Source organism: Flectobacillus sp. BAB-3569 (assembly GCF_002270355.1).
GTDB classification, from domain to species: domain Bacteria; phylum Bacteroidota; class Bacteroidia; order Cytophagales; family Spirosomataceae; genus Flectobacillus; species Flectobacillus roseus.
This window is the reverse complement of sequence record NZ_NJFZ01000013.1, coordinates 21,491-46,307: the sequence shown is the minus strand read 5'-3', so window position 1 is coordinate 46,307 and position 24,817 is coordinate 21,491. Positions and strand designations below refer to the sequence as shown.

Here is a 24,817-nt window from a genome sequence, read left to right as displayed (position 1 = left end):
CCATACCCTTAATCATTTAGCTCATGAATCAGCAACCACGAGATTGGGAAGTACATCCTCCCTATTTATATCCCGACTATAAATCAACTATTTTTAGAGCTCCTTCAAAGCCCTTGATTCCAATGAAACATACGCTTTCGGAGTCGACAGGGCCAGTTTATGGACAAGATAGTGTTGGAAAATACGATAATGATCTTACCAAAAATGGCATTCGAAACGGTGAGCCGCTCGGCGAACGTATCGTAGTGTCTGGAAGAATCTTAGACATTGATGGGCGACCTATCAAAAATACTTTAGTAGAAATTTGGCAAGCCAATGCAGCGGGCCGTTATGTTCATAAAGTTGACCAACACAATGCTCCCCTCGACCCTAATTTTTTTGGTGGCGGGCGCTGCGTGACCGACGAGAACGGTCGTTACACTTTTATGACCATCAAACCTGGGGCATATCCTTGGGGCAATCACCCAAATGCGTGGCGACCTAATCATATTCATTTTTCTTTGTTTGGGTCAAATATTACGAATCGCTTGGTCACTCAAATGTATTTTCCTGGCGACCCCTTGTTGCAATATGACCCTATTTATCAAGGAGTTCCAGAAAAGGCTAGACACCTTTTGGTTTCTCAATTTGACCTATCCTTGACGCAACCAGACTTTGCACTAGGTTACAATTTTGACATCGTATTAAGAGGACATAACGCTACTCCATTCGAAAATCAATGACACAAACTCCCTCTCAGACGGTAGGCCCATACTTTGCCTATGGACTTAGTCCGCAACAATATTTATATAATCATACCAGTATTGCTTCGGGCAATTTGCGTACCCCAAATACACAAGGCGAACCCATTACGCTCCAAGGACGAGTGCTTGACGGAGAAGGGCAGGCAATCCCTGATGCCATGATTGAAATTTGGCAGGCAGATGCCAAAGGTCAATATAATCCAACAGATTCAGACTTTAAAGGTTTCGGACGATTTGGAACAGGTACTGACCCTGAGGCTAAGTTTATTTTCCAAACTATCAAACCAGCCTCTGTTGAGGGTCAAGCACCTCATATTACGGTAGTGGTTTTTATGCGTGGTTTGTTGACTCATGCTTACACAAGGCTATATTTTTCGGACGAAATAACCGAAAATCAAAAGGATAGCATTCTCAATACAGTTCCTGAAGAAAGAAGAAATACACTCATTGCCCAACGGCACGAAACGCCAGAAGGTATTGTCTATCAATGGGATATTGTCATGCAAGGCGAACAGGAAACAGTATTTTTTGACGTATAAAAAAATTCTCATGAAGTAAATATTTGTTGTAAATCGACCCGAACAGACATAGCTTTTGATATAGATGTTTGTTTCAAGTTAGTGAGCAAAATAAAATTTAAGATTATGCTTTGGGCTTTCTGGTAACGGCTTTCAGCGGTGGGTTTTGGAAAAAAGCATGGCGATGGATAATAAAAAACATTTTAACACTCTGTGCCTTGTGCCTAAAACACATAACTCATAATTAAGCACTAATACTTAAGTCGAAATACTTCATGATTACTTTCTAAATCACTTAAAAATCATGAAACAAGTACCACAAATTACGGTAGAAGAAGCCGCAGCATTGGTCAAAGATGGCGATGTTTTGTTGGGTGGGGGCTTTGGTATGACAGGCAATCCTGTTCATTTGCTTCATGCACTCGCTAAAACTCAAACTAAAAATCTCACTTTTATAGGCAATAACGTAGGAGAACCTAATCTTGGAGGGGGCAAACTTTTGCTAAACGGTCAAATCAGTAAAATGATTGGTTCATTTTTTACTAGTAACCCCGATGCCGTCAAAGCCGCACAATCTGGTGAGGTAGAATATGAACTTTTGCCTCAAGGCACTTTAGCTGAAGCCATTCGTGCTGGTGGTGCTGGAATAGGCGGTTTTTATACCCCAACTTCGACAGGAACATTGATTGCAAAAGGAAGAGATACCAAGATTATTAATGGTCAAGAGCAAGTTTTTATCGAAGGAATTCGTGGAAATGTAGCTTTTATCAGAGCATGGAAAGCCGATACGGCAGGAAATTTAACCTACAGAATGACAGAGCAAAACTTCAATCGTGCAATGGCGACAGCAGCAGATTTGGTGATTGCCGAAGTTGAAGAAATCGTTCCTGTAGGTGAAATAGACCCCAATTTTATTCATACGCCAGGATGTTTCGTAGATTATTTGGTCGAAGCAAAGGTTAGTTTAGAAGACCTAGGCTCATCGGCATCGGTCAATAGAGGCAAGAAAGTGAGCGAATCACGTATGCAAATGGCTAAGCGAGCTTTTGCCGAACTGAAAAATGGCGATGTTGTCAACCTAGGGATTGGTATTCCTACGCTTGTGGCGGATTTAATCAAACCTGAAGATGGTATTATTCTTCATACCGAAAATGGCATGCTAGGCGTTGGTCCAGCGCCAGAAGATGGTGGTGGTGCGATGGACTACCCTGTCAACGCTGGAAAAATACCTGTTACGGCACTCAAAGGAAGTAGCTATTTTGATAGTGCAGATTCCTTTGCCATGATTCGTGGTGGACATGTTGATGTGGCTATTATGGGTGGTTTGGAAGTAGATGAAAAAGGCAATCTAGCCAATTGGGCAGTGCCAGGGAAGCCACTTTTGGGAGTAGGTGGTGCAATGGATTTGGCTTCTGGTGCCAAAAAATTAATTGTTACTCTCACTCATGCCGACCCAGACGGAACTTCAAAAGTCGTTCCAACTTGTACCCTTCCACTTACAGCCGAAGGCGTGGTCGATTTAGTTATCACCGATTTAGCGGTTTTTGCTTATCCAGAAGGAAAACTTACGCTTATTGAGCTTATGCCCAATGTAACTATCGAAGAAGTAAGAGCTAAAACTGCCGCACAATTTATCGAAAAACTCTCATGAAAACAGCCTATATCATTGACGCCGTACGCACTCCCATCGGAAGTTTTGGCGGAAGTCTTTCAAGTGTTCGTGCCGACGACCTAGCGGCGCTGGTCATCAAAGAATTAGTTGCTCGCAACCCCCAAATCCCCGTCGAAAGCATTGGCGATGTGATTTTGGGGTGTCACAACCAAGCAGGAGAAGACAATCGCAATGTCGCTCGTATGGCATTACTTTTGGCAGGATTACCCTATACCATCGCTGGCGAAACAGTCAATAGACTATGTGCTTCGGGAATGTCGGCGGTCATTAATGCTAGTCGTGCGATTCAAACAGGGGATGCTGAAATTATGATTGCGGGGGGTATGGAACACATGACTCGTGGTCCTTGGGTTATTTCCAAAACATCAAAACCTTTTGGAAATGACGCCCAAATGTTTGATTCGAGCTTTGGTTGGCGGTTTGTTAATCCACAGATGCACAAAATGTATGGCACTGATGTCATGGGAATTACCGCCGAAAATCTGGTCGAGCTATATGGTATCAGTCGTGAAGACCAAGATTTATTTGCTTTTCGCTCACAACAAAAAGCAGCAAAAGCGCAATCAAATGGTCGATTGGCGGAAGAGATTATTCCAGTAAGTATTAGTCCTAAAAAGGGAGAAATTGTTGCGTTTGAAAAGGATGAGTTTATCAAACCTCAAACTTCCTTGGAAAAACTTGCACAATTACGACCTGCCTTCAAAAAAGAAGGTGGTAGCGTTACGGCTGGCAATGCCTCTGGTCTGAACGATGGTGCAGCTGCTATGTATTTGGCTTCTGAAGAGGCAGTAGCAAAATATGGTTTAAAACCTTTGGCAAAAGTTGTATCTTCGGCAGTCGTTGGCGTTGAACCCAGAATCATGGGGATTGGTCCAGTACCAGCAACCCAAAAAGCCTTAGAAAAAGCAGGATTAAGCATCGACCAAATTGATATTATTGAGCTTAACGAAGCATTTGCTGCTCAATCTTTGGCTTGTACCAGAGCATTAGGTTTGTCAGACGACGACCCTAGAGTCAATCCTAATGGTGGTGCAATTGCCTTGGGGCATCCACTCGGCATGTCTGGCACTCGATTAATTCAAACGGCTAGCCTTGAATTACATAAGCAAAACAAACGTTACGCCCTTTGTACCATGTGTGTGGGTGTTGGTCAAGGATATGCTGTCATTATTGAAAAAGTATAATCGTCGCTAAAATCAATCGCTCATGAATGATTTATTTCAAACCTTATTTTACGACAAAAGAATAAGTGAACTATATACTGCTGAAAAAAGCATTCAGTATCTCCTTGATTTTGAGGCTCATTTAGCAAAATCTCAAGCAGAATGTACGTTTATTCCTAGTCAGTTTGCTGAAGTTATAGCGCATTGTTGTAAGGTTGATAAAATAGATATTCCTCAACTAAAGGCACAGGTAGGTCTGGGTGGAAATATCGCTATTCCTTTGGTCAAACAGTTAACATCAGTCGTCAAAGCAGAAAGCGCAGATGCATCAAAGTTCGTCCATTTTGGTGCTACCAGTCAAGATGTGATTGATACTGCCATGATGTTGCAGTGCAAAGACGCCATTCATTTGATGCTTCCTTTGTTGACCCAAAGTATAGAGCAATTAAGGGTTTTGGCCTTAGCACATCAAGATACTTTTTTGATAGGTCGCTCTTTTATGCAACAAGCTCGCCCTATTAGTTTTGATTATAAAGTAGCCATTTGGATAGATAGTCTTCAAAGAGCAAAACAGCGATTGGAGTCTTTGAAATACTATCTTCAATTGGGTGGTGCAGTCGGAACTTTAGCTAGTATGCCTCAAAAAGGGTTAGCCATTGCACAGCGTATGGCAACCAATATGGGGCTCGAATACCATCCCATTTCATGGCATACGCAGCGGGATTTTGTGGTAGAAATAGCCACAACACTTGGTATGCTTTCGGGGAGTTTAGGAAAAATCGCCAAAGATATTAGTCTATTGATGCAAACTGAAATAGCCGAAGTATTTGAGCCAGCAGGCAAAGGAAAAGGCGGCTCGTCGACGATGCCACATAAGCGCAACCCTGTTTCTTCTATTGCTATTTTAGCCAATGCACAGCGTGTTCCTAATTTGATTTCAACACTGCTGAGTGCTCAAATACAAGACCACGAGCGAGCGACTGGCACATGGCATGCCGAATGGGAAACACTGGCACAAGTGGTACAATTGACCGCTGGAAGTGTGCGACAAATGAGCATCTTGAGCAATGGATTAGAAGTCAATTCTGACAAAATGTTAGAAAATTTAGAAATAACGCAAGGATTGATTTATGCCGAAAATCTCTCTTTTGCTTTGGCTGAAACTTTAGGTAAAAGTGAAGCTCATGAAATGGTAGAAGAACTCTGTCAGGAAGCGACGGCTAAAGGAAAACATTTGAAAGAATTAGCTTTAGAAAATGCCAAAATCAGGTCATTTCTTTCAGAAGCACATATTCAGGAGTTATTTTCTCCAGAAAATTCTATTGGTTTTGCACATGAAATGGCTGCTCATTTCATTCAATAGATCAGATTTTTAGTATTCTACTAGCTAGCAAATAGACTTGCTAGCTAGTAGATTTTTATCAGTCAATTATTCTTTGGACATTCGATTGACGGGATTACTTTTCTGTGCAGCTTCTTCTATGACCAAATTTTCAGTAGCCGTCAAAAGCCATTTTTCTGCTTTTTTTACAAATACCATCATCGCAATATTTTCAGCTTCGTCATGATGATTGCCACTTGGCGTTGTATATTCTCCCATGTGCCAATACAATCGAACTACCGCTACATCCTTGGTAATGAATCTAGTATGAACAGATGTTTTGGTGAGTTTAGTATTTTTGAACATAACCTTGTGAAAGACATTATGCGCATAAATCACCTCCTTCCGATTTTTCCACCACATACCTACTACATTGACCCAATCCGAATCTTCGGTAGCATAATTGACCATATTCTCGAAGTTGTGGTTTTCCCAATCTTTAAAAAATAAATCTATCTGTCCTTCAATAACCGCTTTGTCTTGTTCTTGATTTTGTGCCAGACAAGTAAATGTTGAAAATCCCCATGTTGCCAAGATAAAAAGTAGATATTTCATAACTATAATGTTTAAGTTTTATAGTGACAAAATTATCTAGGAGCAATCGGCTAAAATAGTATCAATGCGACATGTTTAGCTCTACAACTGACCTCCCAAAGTAAAGGAAGAGGCTTTAATTTCATCTTCCATCACCGAAGGAGAACTACCACAAAATGTCTTAAAATCCCGAATTAAGTGCATTTGGTCAAAATAACCACAATCGTATGCAATAGTAGTCCACTTGATTTGAGGATTGCTTTCTTTTATACGCCAAGCTTTGGCAAAACGAGTAATTCGAGTAAAAAACGAGGTTGCAAACCAATTCTTTGTTGGAATAACCGCTCTAACTGGCGAGTACTAACACAGGCATTTTCAGCAATATCTTCAACTTTCATCAAACCTCCTTTTTGATGAACTAGCGAAAGTACCTTATCTACAGGCAAAACTGGTCTAAGTTGCTGGGCTTTTTTGAGTAGAAACCCTTCGACCAGTTGTAAAATATCAGTTGGGTTCGATAACTCACAAAGTTGCTCATTGATAAATTGGATTTCTTTATCTAGAAAATAAACACTATCCAACGATTCGTCCATCACCATTTCATTCATCGGAATACCTAAAATTCTGTATAACCCTCCAGGTTGAAATCCGACTTTGACGGTATAACTATGAAAAGGCATCGTCAACTTAACTCGATTCACCTGTGGCCCAACCAAAATACTCGGTGATAGTTTAATCATTTTCTCCTTGTCCAGATACTCACTCATAGGGGATTCTAGCGGATAAAAGTAGAGGCATTGCTCCCCCAATGGAGGCAGTACCACCGTAGGATTTTTACCTATGGCAGGCATATCAAGCCGAAAAATCATGATATTATTCACAAATTCTCGCAAAGCTGGTTGGGGAGAAAATACTTGATAAAACATAGAATATCAGGAAGTTACTGCACCTAAAATACATAAAATTCATGAAAACATCTACCTCCTATCCACTTGTCGATATTCGGCGGGAGATAAACCAATATGCTTTTTGAAGAGTTTGGCAAAATAATTTGGGTACTCAAATTCCAGTAAATAGGCAATTTCCGAAATAGAATAAGACGTATGTAACAAATACTTTTGGGCTTCTTGAATCAAATGTTGGTGCACCAACTCTATGGCTGATTTGCCTGCGATAGCTTTACAAATTCGATTCAAATGAACGGCAGAAATGTTTAAGTCTTCCGCAAAATCAGGGATACTTTTTTGGTGCGAAGACTTTTTGATATTTTGTAAAAACTTTCTAAAATAAGCCATTTGTAAGGAATCTCCAGAAAGGTCAGCGTCTTGTGTAGCCAATCGATGAATATGCAAGAAAAACTGGGTCAAACAAGCTTTAATCATCATCATTCTTTCTGGATTTTCACTAAATAATTCGTACTCTGCCAATGCTAATTGATAAAGCATTTTTTCGAAAGTACCATTTTCATCAAATGACTGTATAATTCTTACTTTTTCGAAGGTCTGCCAAATACGGTGTGATGTTTCAAAAATATCTTCAATAATTTTTTCCGACAAAGTCAAAATACTCCCTTCTATATCTGGATGATACACCAGTCCATGTAATGCCATGGCAGGAATCACCATCAAACAAGGTGCATTTAATTCGTATTCAGAAATAGCATCTGTAAAGCGAAGTGATCCCTTTTTTACTACAAAAACTTGGAAAAGTTTTAAATGTATATGTGGTTTGATTTGCCAATCAAATTCTTTACTTCTGGTTGAGATAGGTTCTAAAAACAAATATTCAGAGGAATATTTGCCATTTTCATCCCCATAAAGTCCATCAAAATTGGTAATTTCTTTGAGTAAATCCATTGACATATGTTCGAATTTTATCCTTAAAAGTACAAAAAGTCTCCTAATAAAACCTTCGCATGAGCCTAATTTTGTAATACGTTTTAAACAACACAAAACTACTCGTTATGGAAGATATTACTTGGGAATTGGCACATTTGGCTCATGTCGAATTACTTACACCAAAGCTCGATGAGAGTATCAGATTTTTCACGGAAATCCTTGGAATGATGCTTGTCGAAACCCATGAAGATTGCGCCTATTTGCGTGCGTATGACGATTATGAGCATTATACCCTCAAGCTTCGAGCGCATCGTCATGCAGGTATTGGGCATTTTGCTTGGCGTGCTCGCAGTCAATCGGCTCTCGATAGACGCGTAAAAGCAATACAGCAAGCAAATCTGGGTATTCGCTGGCACGAGGGCGAATGTGGCTATGGCGATACTTTTATGTTCCGCTATCCCGATGGACATATGGCAGAAATTTATTTTGACACCCGTAAATACCAACCTGACGAGCAACACAAATCAGCCCTTAAGAATACTGCTAGTAAATTCCCTGGAAGAGGTATGAATGTAAGGCGAATAGATCACCTCAATTTACTAGCCAAAGATATTGTAGCTTTTAGTGATTTCCAGTTCAAGGTTTTAGGCGGTCGCATGACCGAAACCATTGTTTTTGATGAAAAACCTAAGGGTGTTTGGGTTTCGGTAAATTCCAAATCCTATGACCTTGCCATTACCGAGGATCAGTCGGGCTTATCGGGCCGTTTTCATCATTTGACTTACGCTGTAAACAGCCGTGAAGAGGTTCTTTTGGCAGCAGATATAGCTTTAGAAAATGGTATTTTTATTGAAACGGGTCCACATAAACACGCTATTCAGCAAACATTTTTCTTATATGTGTACGAACCAGGAGGTAATAGAATCGAAATAGCTAATCCTACAGCAAGACTCATTTTAGACCCTGATTATGAGACTGTTGTCTGGAATCGAGAGGAACGTTCGAAAGGGCAAGCTTGGGGTCTCAAAACCGTCGATAGCTTTCATACAAGAGGTACACCCATGCCAGAAGACCTGTAGGAGTTTTGAATGTTGAATTTTGAGTGCTGAGTTTTTTATTAAAATAAAGTCTCTTCAAACCACCAATTATTATCATGAACAAGAAATTATTAGTCATAGGAGCTCATTCGGCGGATTTCGTTTGGCGCTCAGCAGGCACTATCGCCAAAGCCATTGAAGAAGGTGCCGAAACCCTCGTTGTTTGTATGTCATACGGCGAAAGAGGCGAATCGGGTGAATTGTGGAAAGAAAACCCAAAACGAAGTGTCGATAATGTAAAAGAAATTCGTCATGAACAGGCTCAAAAAGCAGCGGATATTTTAGGAACACCCATTCAATTCTTAGATTGGGGCGATTATCCAATGTTGATTTCAGATGAAAGAATTACCCAATTAACCCATATTATCGGTGATTTTGAGCCGACTGTTATCCTAGCCCATTCAGAAAAAGACCCTTTCAATCCAGATCATCCCTTAGCATTTCAAGCTACGCAGCGTGCTCGATTGTTGTCTTGCGGAGCAGGTGTACCAAGTGCATTTAAGAATATCGACCCGCCAGCTTGGTATTCTTTTGAGCCACATCAGCCAGAACTTTGTGGCTTTTTGCCAGATACTTTTATTGATATTACATCGGTGATGGGTAAAAAAATGGCAGCAATGGACTGCATGGGGGCTCAAAAATACCTCAGAGATTACTACGCCGAACTAGCATCACGTCGTGGAAATCATGCAAGAAGAATTTCTGGACAAAAGAATGTTCAATTTGCCGAAGCGCATCAAAGTCAAGTACCAAGAGTCACAAACACCATTTTTTAAGTTATGGATTTAATACAAGAACTTGCCAAATTTTCGGCTGCTACCTTGCATGAAGCCTTGGGCAAAAAAGGAAATTTACCTTCTGCTATCAAGCCGATTGCGAAAAATATGAAAGTCTGCGGACCTGCGTTCACCGTTCAAACTATGCCTCGCGACAATATGCTTTTGCATCGTGCCTATGCCTATGCAAAAGCTGGCGATGTGCTAATTGCCAATTGTTCAGGATTTTATGAAGCTGGTTATTGGGGTGATCTCATGAGTTTAGGAGCTAAAACTAAAGGAGTCAATGGTTTGGTAATCGATGGATGTGTACGCGATGCCGACGATATTGAGGCTATGGGTTTTCCAGTGTTTAGTCGTGGCTTATGTATTCATGGAACTTCTAATTATGGTGATGGTACGCTCAATGAGCCTATTATGATAGGCAATATTCTTATCAATTCAGGAGATATTGTCGTTGGAGATAGAGATGGCGTTGTGATTATTCCTCAAGAAAAAATTGAAGAAACTATTGAAAAAGCTATCGCCAGAGAAGCCAAGGAAGAAAGAGTGCGTGAACAACTTCGACAAGGCAAAACATCTTTGCAGATTTATGGTTGGGATGAGAAGTTTGGATATTAGATGCCATCGTTGGAGTTGTTTCCAACGAGATACGTGTCAGCAACTAGCCAAGCTGGAAGAATACAAGATAGGTGCTTTGTTGCTTACCCAAGTTTGTTGGAAATAATTCCAACAAAGGCATATTTTGAAGTTTTAAATTAAGAATGTCATGAAAATAGCCATATTAGGTTTAGGCGAAGCTGGCTCTCGCTTTGCCAATGATTTAGCAGAAAAAGGACATCAAATTTGGGGATACGACCCGAATCCAACATATAAATTACATCCAAATGTTCAATTAGTTTCGAGTAATCCAGAAGCGGTGAGCTATGCGGATGTGATATTTAGTGTTAATTTATCATCTGCGTCTTTAGAAATTGCTCAAGAAATAGCATCTGTGGCAAAACCAGATCAGTTTTTTTGTGAAATGAATACTTCTGGTCCACAGAAAAAAATGGCTATTGCCAAAATTCTAGCACCAACTCAAATCAAAGTTATCGATTTGGCAATTATGGCGCCTGTTCCTCCCAAAGGCATTTTAACGCCTTTTCTAGCTGCGGGAGAATATGCTTCGGAGTTTTTGGAATTTGTAAAGCCTTTGGCTCTAAATATTTCTTTAGTTGAAAATAGTATCATTGGAGATGCTGCAACTCGAAAATTGCTTCGCTCCATTGTCTACAAAGGCATAGCGGCGGTTATCTGCGAAGCTGTGGAAGCTGGTGAAGCCTTTGGTATGGAAGACTATATCCGAGGACAAATTAGTTCGCTGATTGGTGGCAATGACGAACTTATCGACCGATTCGTGGAAGGAAGTCGCACGCACGCTTTGCGTAGAATGCACGAAATGGAAGCTGTGATTGAGATGTTGGAAGACAAAGGAGTTGAGCCAATCGTTACTCGTGGCACAAGAAATAATCTCGAAAAACTCCTACAATTATGACTGTAAGTATTCCATATATGCACTTTCGAGGGGGAAGTTCAAAGGGGCTGTTTTTCTTGAAAAAAGATTTACCAGAAGATGAAAACCTTCGTAATCAGTATCTTATTGCGGCTATTGAAGGAACAACGCAAGGTGATAGTCGGCAGATTGATGGATTAGGGGGTGGGTCCTCGTTGAGTAGTAAAATTGCCATCGTAAGCCCTTCGACAAGTCCTGAGGCAGATTTAGATTATTTTTTGTACAAGTTCAAATCGGGAAAGGGAAAGTTTCGACACTCCAAACTTGTGGTAATATGCTGGCGGGAGTGTTACCTTTTGCGATTGAGCTTGGAATTATCAAAGCAAATTCTCCGACCACAAGCGCCAGGATAAATATGGTGAATACTGGAGGAATTTGCGAAGTCATTGTACAAACGCCTAGCTATCAGGTTCAATATGAAGGCGATACCAAAATTGATGGTGTGCTTGGAACCTCATCACCTATTATTTGTAATTATTTAGAAACGGTTGGCGCTACTTGCGGCGCACTTTTGCCTACACGCAATAGCATAGATACGATTCTTGATATTGAGACAACTTGTATAGACAATGGAATGCCTGTAGTAATCATGCGAGCCTCAGACTTTGGGTTGAATGGCTATGAAAGTATCTCGGAACTTGAAAAAAATGAGTCTTTAAAACAAAAAATTGAAACTATTCGGCTAATAGCTGGCGAAAAAATGCAACTCGGTGACGTTAGTCAACAAACCATTCCTAAAATGTGTCTAATTGCTCCTCCTATCCAAGGGGGAGTGGTACATACACGTATGTTTATTCCACATGTGGTTCACGAAGCTATTGGCGTTTTGGCAGCTGTTTCGGTAGCTACAGCCTGTATTTTACCTGAAAGTATTACCAAAAACATTACCCATTTCACAGAAAATAGCTCTTTCTTTTCCATCGAACATCCATCTGGGGAATTTACTGTAAATCTAGAGTATTCTACTAATAATCAGGATGTTATTATCAAATCTTCAGGTGTGATTCGAACGGCAAGACTGATAAGCAAAGGAGAAGTTTATATTTCTATTTAGTTTCCAAAAAGAGTTTTGAGCAATCAAGACTCTTTTTGTTTAATTAGGTATTATATTTGAACCAACAAAATTCGAAATAGCGTTTACGACTTTTTAGCTCAAACATATTTCCAGTTTTGATTGCATCACTTTGAAACATTATGGTAATTTTCTAGCTTTAAGCCCAATTTCAACCATTTAACTATCTATGAAAAAAATTTCCGTCATCCTACTGTTACTGGGAGGTATCGTTGGTGTATTTATGGCACTAAAACCACACAAGCCCAAACGTCCCAACATTGTATTCATCATGTCAGATGACCATGCCTATCAGGCTATTTCGGCTTATGATAAACGTTTGACAAGCACACCCAACATCGACAGAATTGCCAAAGATGGTATGCTTTTTACCAATGCCTGCGTTACCAATTCAATTTGTGCGCCTTCACGAGCGGTAATTTTAACAGGAAAACATAGCCATATCAATGGTAAAATTGATAACTATTTTCCATTCGACACGACCAACATTACCTTTCCACAATTATTACAAGCCAATGGTTATCAGACAGCTATGTTCGGAAAGTTGCATTTTGGCAATAACCCCAAAGGCTTTGATGAGTTTCAGATATTGCCCGATCAAGGCAACTATTACAACCCTGATATTATTACTAAAAAAGAAGGTCCCAAAAAGCTTATCGGGTATGTGACCGATCTGATTACGGATATTACGCTCAACTGGCTCAAAAATGAAAGAGACCCAGAAAAACCTTTCTTTTTGGCGTATTTACACAAAGCTCCACATCGTGAATGGATTCCTGCGGAGCGCCATTACAAAGAATTTATTCATAAAACTTTCCCTGAACCAAGTACCCTTTTTGATAATTACGAAGGACGTGGAACAGCCGCCAAAGAAGCCGAAATGAACCTACTCAAGCACATGAATTGGGCAGGTGACTCAAAGATTTTCCCAGAAAACATGAAAAAACTGGGTATCAAAGAATCTCACTCTTATGATATAGCATTGTACAATGGTACGGTTGGTCGTATGAATCCTGAACAAAGAAAAGTTTGGGACGACACCTACCGACCTATGAATGAGGAGTTTATCAAAAAGTACCCTACCATGACCGAAAAAGAAAAAATGCAATGGCGTTATCAGCGATATATGCAAGACTATCTAGGCTGTATTGCTTCGGTGGATGAGGGTGTTGGAAAAGTATTAGACTTTTTGAAGGAAAACGGTTTGGACGAAAACACGATTGTGGTGTATACTTCTGATCAAGGATTTTATCTGGGCGAACACGGCTGGTTTGATAAGCGCTTTATTTTTGATGAATCTTTCAAAACACCCCTAATCGTAAAATGGCCTGGTATTATTAAAGCTGGTTCTAAAAATTCTCAGATGGTTCAAAATCTGGATTTTGCGCAGACTTTTCTTGAAGCGGCGGGTATCAAACCTCCTTCAGATATGCAGGGCGAAAGTCTGATTCCTATCTTTAAAGGACAAGGAAAAAACTTTAGAGATGCCGCCTATTACCATTATTACGAATACCCAAGTGTGCACATGGTCAAACGCCATTATGGCATCGTGACCGAACAATTTAAGCTGATTCATTTCTATTATGATGTAGATGAATGGGAATTATACGACCGTAGGAAAGATAAAAATGAGTTGAAAAATGTCTATAATGACCCTGCCTATGCCAAAATCAAGGCAGATTTACATAAAAAACTAGCCCAATTGCGTATCAAATACAAAGATTCAGAAGAACTTGACAAAATGTATATTGCCAAATATAAAGAACTCGAAAAGAGTGGAAAAATCTTTCGATAGCGGATTTGGGATTGTTGATTTCGGGATTGAGGATTAAGTAATATGCTATACTTCCGAAATCAAAAATCCAACATCCCCAATTAATACTTTTTACACAGGTGCTGGAGACTTATTCAGCACCTTTTTTATGGTGTATATCTCTTTTTGAATCCTAAAAAATTAGATTAAAAATACTTTTTCTTAAAATTTTTAAAAAATTATCATTTTACACTACGTAGTTTTTACGCCTTTTTTGTCTTTACAGTATAACAGCATCAAAATGTGTGAAAGACTTAACTATGATTCGTCAAGAACCTAAATCTATAACTACTGAAAATAATCATCCAACTTTGGGCTTTGTAGAACCACAACCAGAGACTGAGGGGAAAATTATTGATGGAGCTGAACTAGCAGCAAAGCTTGCTTTTCAGACGCATCCACAAAAAGGTTGTGAAATACTTTTTGGGATGTACTACCGAGCACTTTGCTCACACGCCATCAGGTACGTATATATCAAAGAGGTAGCCGAAGATATTGTCAGTGATGTCTTTTGTCATTTTTGGAAAACCCAGTCTTATCAATCAGTTACCACCTCATATCGTGCTTATTTGTTTAGAGCAGTACGTAATAGAGCCCTGAATTATCTGGCTAATGAGTTTAAACAAAGTGATTCGCTTGAGAAAGTTTACCATATTGAAGGTGCCGAACTACCCGAGCAAATCATGCAATATGAAGAGTTACACCAAAAATAGAACTGATAATCAACACATTACCTAAACAGTGCCAAAAAGTATTTTTGATGAATCGCTTTGAAGGCAAAAAAGCAAAAGAAATTGCTGACGAACTAGATATTTCACATCGTACCGTCGAAACACATATTCACAAGGCAATACAAGCCCTGAAGTTTGGCCTCAAAGACCTATTTTTATGGATTAGTCTATACTTTTTATTTTAAAAAACCTGATAAACAAACACGTTGAAAAATTATGGAATCTGTAGTGAATAGACAAATACTTTTTGAGCATTTTGCAGGGAAAAGTTCGCCTCTGCAAAAACAATCCATTGAAGAATGGCTCAAAAAACCGAAAAACCAAGAATTGTTCTATTTATGGTTGTTGGAGTGGGAAACTCAACACCCTCAATATAATCCTTCTGTAGAGAAACGTCTTCAAGATTTTAGACAAATCATGGAACAAACCGACCAAGACGTAATTACACTTGTGGATGATGAAACAGAACAAAAAAGCAATATATGGCTCAAAGTCAGTCGAATAGCAGCAGCGTGTTTGATAATTAGTTTAGGTTCTTGGTATTTTAAAGATCATTTTCAATACCAAATTTATGAAACTACTTTCGGGCAAGTTGATAAAATTCAATTGGCTGATGGTACGATGGTTACACTGAATGCCAATTCAACATTGAAAGTCCCAAGATTTGGATTTGGCACTAAAAATAGAGAAGTTGAACTATCGGGAGAAGCAGTTTTCTCAGTAACACATACACCTGATAATCAGAAATTTATCGTAAAAACAAAACGTAATTTTGACGTTGTTGTGCTGGGTACAGAATTTAGTGTTTTCAGTAGAGATAGAGGCGCAAAAGTAATTCTGAATAAAGGAAAAGTTAGATTAGAATACCAAGAAAACCAAGTCAAAAAGGAAATTACCATGCGTCCTGGCGAATTGGTCAAGTTGGATATAAGCAACCATGTACAAAAAGATACTGCCAAAACTTTTGATCCAATCATTGCTTGGCAACAAAACCGCTTAATTTTTGAAGATACCAACCTGTTTGAGTTTACTCAAATTATGGAAGAAAATTATGGTGTAAAAATCAAATTACAAAACGATTCACTTGCAAAAAGAACGCTTGTAGGCTCATACAAAGCCCAAAATGCAGAAGAATTATTGAATACCGTTGTAGAATTATTAGACCTCAAATTATCCAAAACAGGAAATACTTTCGTGCTTTCGGAGAAATAAAATATTCCATTACCTTCTAAATAAATTTTCTATGAATCTAGCTTTACCTGCAATGCTCAAAGCCAGTGTGTTACTCAGCACAATGGCTTTGGGAGGACAGCCGTGTAATGCCCAAGTATTTGCTATGGCACAAAAAAATATCTTGAGCAGAACAAAAACTGAGCAACATTTGACAAACAATACTCAAAAACTCAGAGACGTACTCGGACAATTAAAAAACCATTACCGTGTCGATATTTTGTTTGAAGGAGGAACAATCGAAAAAGTAACCGTCAATCAACAAGTAGTAGACTGGAATCAAAAAATCGAAAACAACCTCGACAAACTCCTAGAATCCACAAAATTAAAATACAAAAGGTCTAAATCTGGCGCATACTTGATTGTAGAGAAATTTCCTTCACAATCATCTGATACCAAAAACAATTCAACAAAAGAAGAATTTTTGCCCAAAGTTATTTCATCAGAACATCCTGTCGTACTCAATACCAATGCTCCAATGCTCTCACCAGCCCAGTTGCAAGTGGTGATGGAACAAAGCGTATCTGGAAAAGTGACCGATGAAAAAGGCGAACCGCTGGCAGGGGTAAATATTGCTTTGAAAGGCACTACACGAGGAGTCAATTCAGACGGAACTGGTCGTTTCAAAATCAATGTTCCCAATAGCGGTGCCGTATTAGTTTTCTCTTTTGTAGGCTTTGTGAGCAAAGAGATAGCCGTTGGTTCTCAGAGTATTATCAATGTAATATTAGAATCCGACAACAAATCACTTGATGAAGTGGTGGTAGTAGGCTACGGTACACAGAAAAAAGCAAATCTAACAGGAGCAGTATCAACCATTGATTCAAAAGTTATCGAAAACCGTCCTGTATCAAACGTGGCTAATGCCTTGCAGGGTGTTACTTCTGGCTTGATTATTACCCGTGGTACAGGTCAGCCCGGCAACGAAGGTATTGGTATTCAGATTCGTGGAGCTACTTCTGCCAATGGTAATGTTGACCCTTTGGTATTGGTCGATGGGGTGACGGTTTCTAGTTTTACCTTACAAACTCTCAATCCCAACGATATCGAAAATATCAGTGTGTTGAAAGACGCCGCAGCAGCAGCCATTTATGGTGCTCAAGCAGCAGGTGGAGTAATTTTGATTACTACTAAGAAAGGAAAATCAGGTAAAACTGTTTTCGATTACTCCAACCAAATCGGGGTAGACTGGGCACTCAATGTACCCGAAAGATTACCACTTTTGGAAGAAGCGCTTTATGCCAACTTGGCTAGAAAAAATGCCAAAACTGGCCCAGAATATACAGATGATGATTTACAAAGAATCAGAGATGGCGTACCTTATATAGTAAACCCCTCTGATACAACAAGATATATATTCTATAACCAAGAAGACCAAATCGGTCAAGTGGTTAGAAAATATACACCTATGCAAACGCATAATTTCTCGGCAAGAGGCGGAAATGAAAAAACCAATTACTTGGTATCGTTAGGCTATTACGGTAAACAAGGTTTGTTCAAAGTTGGTCCCGACCGACTTGACCGTTACAACGTTCGTTTTAACTTAGGCTCTCAACTGACCAAGCATATTTCTTTGGATTCACGTATTGCCTATACCAAGCAAGACCAACAAGCTTCATCGGCAAGTACTGACGGCGAGGGATTAGTATATCAGGTATATCGTTTACGCACACGTTTCCCTATTTTCACACCAGAAGGAAGGCTCAATGGTGGTGCAGGTTCGTCGGCCAACAATGCTTATGCTTTGCTAAAAGAGGGTGGTTACAACAATATGGACAGAAACTTCTTCGATGGGGTATTTACCTTGGCAGCCAAAGATGTGGTTAAAGGTTTACAACTTCGTGCCGTATTAGGACAACAATATCGTTTTGGTGAAAGAAGAAGATTTGCTCGTCAGGTAGAACTTTGGGGAAGATTTGCTCCCGTTTTTTACCTAAATAATCCTAACTCGTATGCCGTAACCAACGAATTTACCAATAATACCAATATTCAATTATTGGCAGATTATGACTTTAGTATTAAGAAAAACAAGATACATGTCATGGGTGGATACCAATGGGAAGACAGTCGTTTTACCTCTACCAGTACAACCTCATTGAGCCTAGTAAGTAATGACCAACCTACACTCAACCTTGGTGACGACAAAACCAAGAGCAATAGCGAGACGATCAACACCTATGCTTTTCAATCTTATTTTGGTCGCTTAAATTATAATTATGATGATAGATTTTTGTTTGAAGCAACATTTCGTGCCGACGAAAGTTCAAGATTAGCGCCAGGCAAACGCATTAAGTTTTTCCCTTCAACCTCTGTCGGATGGAATATGCACCACGAAAAATGGTTTAGTAATAACATCGGTTTATTCTCTGAATTTAAAGTTAGAGGCTCATGGGGACAACTAGGAAATGCCTTGGGCATAGGTTTTTATGACTATCTCAATTTGCTGACCAGAGGCTCAAGCTTAGTTATGGGTAGCCCAGAATCACGTACTTCCTATTTTTATCAAAGTGTAGTACCATCTTCAGATTTATCATGGGAAACCATCGAAACAAGCAACGGAGGTTTGGATATTGGTTTATTGAAAAACAAACTACAAATCAGTGGTGACTATTACGTAAAATACAATCGTAATATGCTCACGCCCTTGCAGTTACCAAGTACATTTGGCGTAGGAACTCCTAAAATCAACAACGGTGAATTGAAGTCTTGGGGTTGGGAACTTGAGGTGAAATTTAGAGATAAAATCGGGGAGCACTTTAGCTATAATGTTGGATTTAATCTTTCTGACAACCAAAACAAACTCATGAGTTACGCAGGACGCAGAGTATTGGGTGCTGGAACGGTTTCATTATTAGAAGGTTATCCACTCAATACGATTTGGGGTTACAAAACGGAAGGATATTTCCAAAGCGACGACGAAGTAAAAACTCATGCTTTCCAAGATAGCCGCACAGGTGCAGGAGATGTAAAATACATAGACCAAAATGGCGATGGAAAAATCACAGTAGGAAAAGGCACACCAGAAGACCCAGGTGATTTGGTGATGTTAGGAACCGACCAGCCAAGATATGTATTTGGTTTAAATTTTGGTTTCCAATACAAATCTATTGATTTCACTGCCTTTATTCAGGGTGTTGGCGAGCGTTCATTTATGCCAAATAGCGAAGCGATTGAACCATTGGCACAAGCTTGGAAGCAACCTTTAGCAGTACACCGTGATTATTGGACGCCAGAAAATCCCAATGCAACCTTTCCTAGACCCTATCTACAAGGTGGATTCAGATACCTACCTTCCGACAAGTGGATTATGAATGGGCAATACGCTCGTTTGAAGAATATTCAAATTGGCTATACTGTTCCACCAAGCCTTTTAAAGAAAATCGGTCTCACACGCGCAAGAGTATTTGTGTCGGGTCAGGACGTGTATTCATTGACAAGATTGGGCGTATTTAACAATTATTTTAACCCAGAACAAAGAAACGGTTCACAAAACGATTATCCATTTTTTGGTACAATCACTGGTGGCTTGAACTTGTCATTCTAAAACCCGAAATACAATATAACATTCTGGATTATGAAAAAGACTTTATTCAAACATATATCTTTAGCCTTATTGCTCACAATGGGCTTAGGTTCTTGCGATGTCGACCGCATTCCTGAAACACAACTGAGTGATCCTGCTTTCTGGAAAACTGAAAGAGACTTACAAGGTGCTGCCAATTTTTTATACACTTACTTACCTGGGTTACCCAATACCAATGACAATTGGTCAGACGATACTTATGCACGTGCTCCCAACGGTATCAGTGATGGTACACGTATAGCACCCGCTACGGATGGGACTTACAGCAGTTCGTATCAGCTTATTAGAGCAGCCAATAACATCATCGAAAAAGCGCCTTTGGCACTTAACTCAGGTGTTGCGCCAGCAATTGTAGACCGTTATATCGCCGAGGCACGATTCTTTAGAGCTTGGGGATATTATACCCTATTCCAGCGTTATGGTGGTGTTCCGTTGATTTTATCAGTTTTAAAAGAAAACTCTCCAGAGCTGTTCGCTCCAGCAAACACTCGTGAAGAAGTGATTCAGAATATTTATAAAGATTTAGATTTTGCTGTCGAAAAACTACCAACGCCAACGCAGTTAGGTACCGCCAATTATGGTAGAATTACCAAAACTGCCGCATTAGCACTCAAATCACGGGCAGCATTATTTGAAGGAACACGTGCTAAGTTTCATGGATATGGCGATTACAAGGCACATTTAATGATTTCGTTGGCGGCTTCAAAAGCCATTATTGATAGCAAAGAGCATGATTTGTTTGCAAGCTATTACAACCTATTTCAATTGGCAGGAGAAGGTCGTCAAAATCGTGAAAATATTTTGGTTAAACAGTACGGTGTAAGTACCTCCGAAATCGTTCTTACTCATACTGCGGCTCGTAACTTAGAAAATGGCTCGGCTAGTCCAACGCGCAACCTTGTAGATTCGTACTTGATGACCGACGGATTGCCAATTGAAAAGTCGCCTTTGTACAAAAAACCCACTGTCTCAACAGAAGTATTTAGCAATCGTGACGAACGTTTAGGCGCTACTATCATGAAGTCTGGCGACTCATATATTGGAACAAATCCTATTTTCTCTGTCTCAGTTTTAGCCTTCCAATTGACTGGATTTTTGTCAAGAAAGTACTTTAATACCGAAGACTGGACTTTACAACGCTCTAACATCGACGGAGTTGTGATTCGTTATGCAGAAGTTTTATTAAATTATGCAGAAGCTACTTATGAACTCAACGAATCTATTTCTGATGCAGATTTGGAACTGACAATCAATAAATTAAGAGCTAGAGGTAAAGTCGCAAAATTATCCAACGCCTTTGCAACCGCCAATGGGCTTTCGATGCGAAACGAAATTCGTCGTGAGCGCCATGTAGAATTAGCAGTGGAAGGTTTCCGCTATTGGGATTTAATTCGTTGGAAAACGGCTGAAGTTGAATTAGTAAAACCAATCATAGGAAATTTCTTTTTCAAAAGTGAATTTGGCACAGCAACAGCAGTAAAACTCACAGCTGATAATTATATTTTGGTACAAGATGCTACTTTCCGTCGTTTTGACCCTACCAAAGATTATTTATGGCCTATTCCTATTAATGAATTAGCGCTCAATCCTAATCTTAAGCAAAATCCTAATTGGTAAGGTACAACAGCTTTCAGTCATCGGCTATGAGCTTTCGGCCCTTTTGATTAACTTAATTTTTTAAAATAATCAAAAGCTGAAAGCTCATACCTCTTGGCTAAAGGCGATTAAATTTTAACGCACACTATGATGTCCATACCTCGAATACTTATTTTTTATTGTGTTTTGTGGTTAGTACCAAAGCACAAATTACGCCTCGAAATATTTTTGGAAAAGACTATTCATTAGGGGCTGTCCAACAAAGTCTGATTCCGCTAAATCAGTGGCATCCCTATCCTCAAAATCCTACCGAATGGAAAGCCCAAGTGCCCGATTCGGTATTACAAAAAGTTATTAAAGACGGAGAAAAAGCTCTCAATTATAAATTTGAGCCTATCTCAGCAACCATTTCACTCGATTATGTTCGCTCTGGCGACCGTAATCGTCATGGAAATATTTCTTATGGAAAAAGAAATAACCTTTTCCAATTGCTACTAGCAGAAAGTATCGAAGATAAGGGTCGATTTATGGAGGCAATCCTCAACGGTATCTGGTCAATTTGCGAAGAAAGTTATTGGGGCGTTCCTGCGCATATTGGCCATACGGGGCTTCCCGATGTGACAAATCCTGTAGTTGATTTGTTTTCTGCCGAAACGGCTTCTGTTCTTGCTATTGCTGATTATTGGGTTGGTAAAAAATTGGATAAGATTAATCCATTGATTCGTAAAAGGATTTACCACGAAACTAATGTGCGCATTTTCAATCCTATGCTCAATAATCCAGAAAGATTTGGTTGGATGAGCAAAACTAAACCTGTCAACAACTGGAATCCTTGGATTATGTCCAACTGGATTATGAGTAATTTGCTCTTGGAAAAAGATGAAAATCGCCGTGCCAAAATGTTGTATGGCGCAATGATTGGGCTAGATTCCTATTTGAATAGCTTAGGTGAAGATGGTGGTTGCGACGAAGGACCAAGTTACTGGTTTGCAGCAGGTGGCAGTGTTTTTGACTGCCTAGAACTTCTACAAAATGCCACCAATAATCGAGTAAATATTTATCAAAATGAGCTTATTAAAAAAATGGCAAACTATGTGTACAAAACACATATTAGTGGTGAATATTTTGTCAATTTTGCCGATGCTGATCCAACTCTCCGACCAGATGGTTTGATGTTGTATCGTTTCGGCAAAGCCATACAAGAACCTCAATTACAACATTTTGGAGAATGGGCTTTTGCAAAATATCCACAAGTCAAAACCGAAGGATACCAGCGCATGCGCAGAATCCAAAATCTTTTGACAGTTGGTTCAATCAAAGCAAATGATACCGCATATCAGCCTGTCAACGAGGCTTGGATTAGTGATATTCAGGTGATGACAGCAAGAGATAACACAGGCTTGTTTTTGGCAACTCACGGTGGGCACAACGACGAGAGCCACAATCATAATGACGTAGGCGATTTCATTATTTACTACAAAGGAAAACCTATGATTATTGATGCTGGTCGTGGGAATTACACCGCCAGAACGTTCTCTAAACAACGCTATGAACTTTGGTTTACACAGTCTCAGCACCATAATTTACCGATGATTAATGGAATCGGACAAAAAGATGGACGAAGTTTTGAGGCACATGATGTAGCCTTTTTGAGTAATGAAAAAGAAGTAGGTTTGACTATGAATATTGCTGGGGCTTACCCACAAGAAGCAGGTATTCAAACATGGAAAAGAGGTGTAAAACTTTTAAAACAAAAGCATCAAATTGAAATAAATGACGACTTTGTCTTATCTCAAAACCCTCAGTCATTACAACAAGTCTTGATGACTATCTGTCAGGTAGATACAAGTAAAGCGGGACAAATTATTTTTACCAACGACGATACACAATTAGTGGCAACATACGACCCAAATCTCTTCAGCGTTAGCACCGATATGCCATCTACCGAAGGGATGGAATATGATAGTTTTAAAACAAAATGGGGAAAGAAATTCGTTACAAGAATTATACTAACACACAAAAAACCAAGTACTAAAGGAAAATATCAGTTGAAATTTGAAGGAAAGTAAGTAATTGTGTAGAATTAAATTTAAGTTTTGTGTTTTAGGGATAAGGCAACAGGCACAAGGCACAGAGTGTTAAAATGTTTTTTATTGCCCACAGGCATGCTTTTTTCCAAAGCCCACCGCTGAAAGCTGATACCTGAAAGCCTAAAGTGTATCCTTCTGATTATGAGATTATTCCAACAACTAATATACTGTTAACGAATAACATCCTTTTACATAGCACTAACTTAAAAACCTCAACCTTACGTATTCCTATAACTGAATCAATAAATCTTTGTAAACTATGAAATTTGTAAAAACGTTTATTCTTCTTACTTGTACACATTTAGCGATGAGTCAAATCAATGTCAAAAAAGAATTTGATTATGCTGCCAAACAATATGAAGGAATGTTGGCATCACATCCCGATTTGACGAAGTTTCCTCAATCTACTAATCCCGACGGTTCGCCTCGTGATATGAAGTCAGAATGGTGGTGTAGCGGTTTCTTTGGAGGCTCACTCTGGTATCTATACGAATATACCCATGACCCAAAATGGAAAGATGCTGCCGAAAAATGGACAATGGCAGTAGCCAAAGAACAATACAATACGGGTACGCACGACTTGGGTTTTATGCTATATTGTCCTTTTGGAAATGGATATCGTCTTACCAAAAATGAGGAATATAAAAACATTATGCTTACGGGTGCAAAATCACTTTCAACACGATTTGACCCTAAAGTTGGCTTAATCAAATCTTGGAACAAATTTCAAGGAAAATATGAATACCCAGTTATCATCGACAATATGATGAACTTGGAGTTTTTATTCTGGGCATCCAAGGTTTCGGGCGATAAATCCTTTTACAACATCAGCACCATCCACGCTGACAATACGTTGAAAAACCATTTCAGAGCTGATAATAGTAGTTATCATGTAATATGCTACGGTCCGAACGGAGAAGTACAAGCCAAAAAAACACACCAAGGTGCCGCCGATGAATCAGCGTGGGCGCGTGGACAAGCATGGGGTTTGTATGGCTACACCGTAATGTATCGTGAAACAAAAGACCCCAAATATTTAGAGCAAGCGCATAAAATTGCGGCGTTTATTCTTCATAATCCAAATTTACCAGCCGACAAAATTCCATATTGGGATTATAGCAAGCCGGGTGAAGAACGTGATGCTTCAGCAGGTGCTATTGCTTCTTCTGCCCTATTTGAGCTAGCGCAATACTCTAAAGGAAAACAAAAAGCAGAATATTTGAGCAATGCCATCAAAATGCTTGAAACCTTATCTTCTCCAGCATTTAAAGCAAAAATTGGAGAAAACAATCACTTTATTTTGATGCATAGCACTGGTCACAAACCAGGTAATTCGGAAGTGGATGTTCCATTGGTATATGCAGATTACTATTATTTGGAAGCACTTTTGAGATACAAGCAATTGAAGGCTTCTGGTAAGTAAAA

At 39.4% G+C, this 24,817-nt stretch carries 21 protein-coding genes and 1 pseudogene; 18 read left to right on the top strand and 4 right to left on the bottom strand.

The genetic code is table 11. The features are described 5' to 3' along the window. Window positions 1-23 precede the first annotated feature (23 nt). The 5 genes from pcaH (at window position 24) to pcaB (ending at window position 5,459) form a co-directional block, all read left to right on the top strand. Window positions 24-722, top strand: a complete 699-nt coding sequence (pcaH, locus tag BWI92_RS13565; protein WP_095163802.1) for a protocatechuate 3,4-dioxygenase subunit beta — start codon at window positions 24-26, stop codon at window positions 720-722. Beyond that, complete coding sequence (pcaG, locus tag BWI92_RS13560) at window positions 719-1,282, top strand: protocatechuate 3,4-dioxygenase subunit alpha (RefSeq protein WP_095163801.1); 564 nt, start codon at window positions 719-721, stop codon at window positions 1,280-1,282. The genes pcaH and pcaG overlap by 4 nt, the downstream gene beginning before the upstream one ends. A 283-nt stretch (window positions 1,283-1,565) precedes the next feature. After that, window positions 1,566-2,912: a 3-oxoacid CoA-transferase gene (locus tag BWI92_RS13555; RefSeq protein WP_095163800.1), complete on the top strand. Its 1,347-nt coding sequence runs from the start codon at window positions 1,566-1,568 to the stop codon at window positions 2,910-2,912. Further along, window positions 2,909-4,117: a 3-oxoadipyl-CoA thiolase gene (gene pcaF / locus BWI92_RS13550; protein WP_095163799.1), complete on the top strand. Its 1,209-nt coding sequence runs from the start codon at window positions 2,909-2,911 to the stop codon at window positions 4,115-4,117. Before BWI92_RS13555 ends, pcaF begins: the two co-directional genes overlap by 4 nt. A gap of 22 nt (window positions 4,118-4,139) precedes the next feature. Further along, window positions 4,140-5,459 (top strand): 3-carboxy-cis,cis-muconate cycloisomerase, encoded by a 1,320-nt coding sequence (pcaB, locus tag BWI92_RS13545; protein ID WP_095163798.1) that lies wholly within the window; start codon window positions 4,140-4,142, stop codon window positions 5,457-5,459. A 66-nt stretch (window positions 5,460-5,525) separates the two neighbouring features. Here pcaB and BWI92_RS13540 read toward each other — a convergent pair whose 3' ends face one another. The 4 genes from BWI92_RS13540 to BWI92_RS13530 form a co-directional block, all read right to left on the bottom strand. Continuing rightward, window positions 5,526-6,032 (bottom strand): SgcJ/EcaC family oxidoreductase, encoded by a 507-nt coding sequence (locus tag BWI92_RS13540; RefSeq protein ID WP_095163797.1) that lies wholly within the window; start codon window positions 6,030-6,032, stop codon window positions 5,526-5,528. Window positions 6,033-6,113: 81 nt separating this feature from the next. Further along, window positions 6,114-6,260 (bottom strand): AraC family transcriptional regulator, encoded by a 147-nt coding sequence (locus BWI92_RS28860; RefSeq protein ID WP_409024752.1) that lies wholly within the window; start codon window positions 6,258-6,260, stop codon window positions 6,114-6,116. Window positions 6,261-6,277: 17 nt separating this feature from the next. Further along, on the bottom strand, window positions 6,278-6,937 hold the full coding sequence (locus tag BWI92_RS13535) for a DUF6597 domain-containing transcriptional factor (protein ID WP_095163796.1): 660 nt from the start codon (window positions 6,935-6,937) through the stop codon (window positions 6,278-6,280). Window positions 6,938-6,988: 51 nt separating this feature from the next. Further along, the gene (locus BWI92_RS13530) at window positions 6,989-7,867 is read right to left on the bottom strand and encodes a helix-turn-helix domain-containing protein (protein WP_229363072.1); all 879 of its coding nucleotides are present in this window, start codon (window positions 7,865-7,867) and stop codon (window positions 6,989-6,991) included. Between the two features lie 107 nt (window positions 7,868-7,974). On the opposite strand from BWI92_RS13530, the gene BWI92_RS13525 reads away from it, so the two are divergent. The 13 genes and pseudogenes from BWI92_RS13525 (at window position 7,975) to BWI92_RS13465 (ending at window position 24,815) form a co-directional block, all read left to right on the top strand. Further along, a complete protein-coding gene (locus tag BWI92_RS13525) occupies window positions 7,975-8,928 on the top strand; it encodes a VOC family protein (RefSeq protein ID WP_095163794.1) in 954 nt (317 codons plus the stop codon). A gap of 74 nt (window positions 8,929-9,002) precedes the next feature. Next, window positions 9,003-9,722: a PIG-L deacetylase family protein gene (locus BWI92_RS13520; protein ID WP_095163793.1), complete on the top strand. Its 720-nt coding sequence runs from the start codon at window positions 9,003-9,005 to the stop codon at window positions 9,720-9,722. Window positions 9,723-9,725: 3 nt separating this feature from the next. Further along, window positions 9,726-10,343 (top strand): 4-carboxy-4-hydroxy-2-oxoadipate aldolase/oxaloacetate decarboxylase, encoded by a 618-nt coding sequence (locus tag BWI92_RS13515; protein ID WP_095163792.1) that lies wholly within the window; start codon window positions 9,726-9,728, stop codon window positions 10,341-10,343. A 148-nt stretch (window positions 10,344-10,491) separates the two neighbouring features. Then, complete coding sequence (locus BWI92_RS13510; protein ID WP_095163791.1) at window positions 10,492-11,259, top strand: NAD(P)-dependent oxidoreductase; 768 nt, start codon at window positions 10,492-10,494, stop codon at window positions 11,257-11,259. Continuing rightward, window positions 11,256-12,331: pseudogene (locus BWI92_RS13505) on the top strand (4-oxalomesaconate tautomerase). Before BWI92_RS13510 ends, BWI92_RS13505 begins: the two are co-directional and overlap by 4 nt. A gap of 187 nt (window positions 12,332-12,518) precedes the next feature. Further along, window positions 12,519-14,144, top strand: a complete 1,626-nt coding sequence (locus tag BWI92_RS13500; RefSeq protein ID WP_095163790.1) for a sulfatase — start codon at window positions 12,519-12,521, stop codon at window positions 14,142-14,144. A 263-nt stretch (window positions 14,145-14,407) separates the two neighbouring features. Further along, a complete protein-coding gene (locus BWI92_RS13495; protein WP_141234778.1) occupies window positions 14,408-14,875 on the top strand; it encodes a sigma factor in 468 nt (155 codons plus the stop codon). A 47-nt stretch (window positions 14,876-14,922) separates the two neighbouring features. Further along, window positions 14,923-15,078 (top strand): sigma factor-like helix-turn-helix DNA-binding protein, encoded by a 156-nt coding sequence (locus BWI92_RS13490; RefSeq protein ID WP_229363066.1) that lies wholly within the window; start codon window positions 14,923-14,925, stop codon window positions 15,076-15,078. Between the two features lie 31 nt (window positions 15,079-15,109). After that, window positions 15,110-16,105 carry a FecR family protein gene (locus tag BWI92_RS13485; RefSeq protein ID WP_095163787.1) on the top strand — a complete coding sequence of 332 codons (996 nt, stop codon included), beginning with the start codon at window positions 15,110-15,112 and terminating at the stop codon, window positions 16,103-16,105. 31 nt (window positions 16,106-16,136) lie between these two features. Continuing rightward, window positions 16,137-19,667, top strand: a complete 3,531-nt coding sequence (locus BWI92_RS13480) for a TonB-dependent receptor (protein WP_229363064.1) — start codon at window positions 16,137-16,139, stop codon at window positions 19,665-19,667. A gap of 30 nt (window positions 19,668-19,697) precedes the next feature. Beyond that, window positions 19,698-21,323: a RagB/SusD family nutrient uptake outer membrane protein gene (locus BWI92_RS13475; RefSeq protein ID WP_095163786.1), complete on the top strand. Its 1,626-nt coding sequence runs from the start codon at window positions 19,698-19,700 to the stop codon at window positions 21,321-21,323. 167 nt (window positions 21,324-21,490) lie between these two features. After that, entirely contained in the window at window positions 21,491-23,371 is a 1,881-nt protein-coding gene (locus tag BWI92_RS13470; protein ID WP_229363062.1) for a heparinase II/III family protein, read from the top strand. A gap of 280 nt (window positions 23,372-23,651) precedes the next feature. Beyond that, entirely contained in the window at window positions 23,652-24,815 is a 1,164-nt protein-coding gene (locus BWI92_RS13465) for a glycoside hydrolase family 88 protein (protein WP_095163784.1), read from the top strand. The last annotated feature ends 2 nt before the right edge of the window (window positions 24,816-24,817 follow it).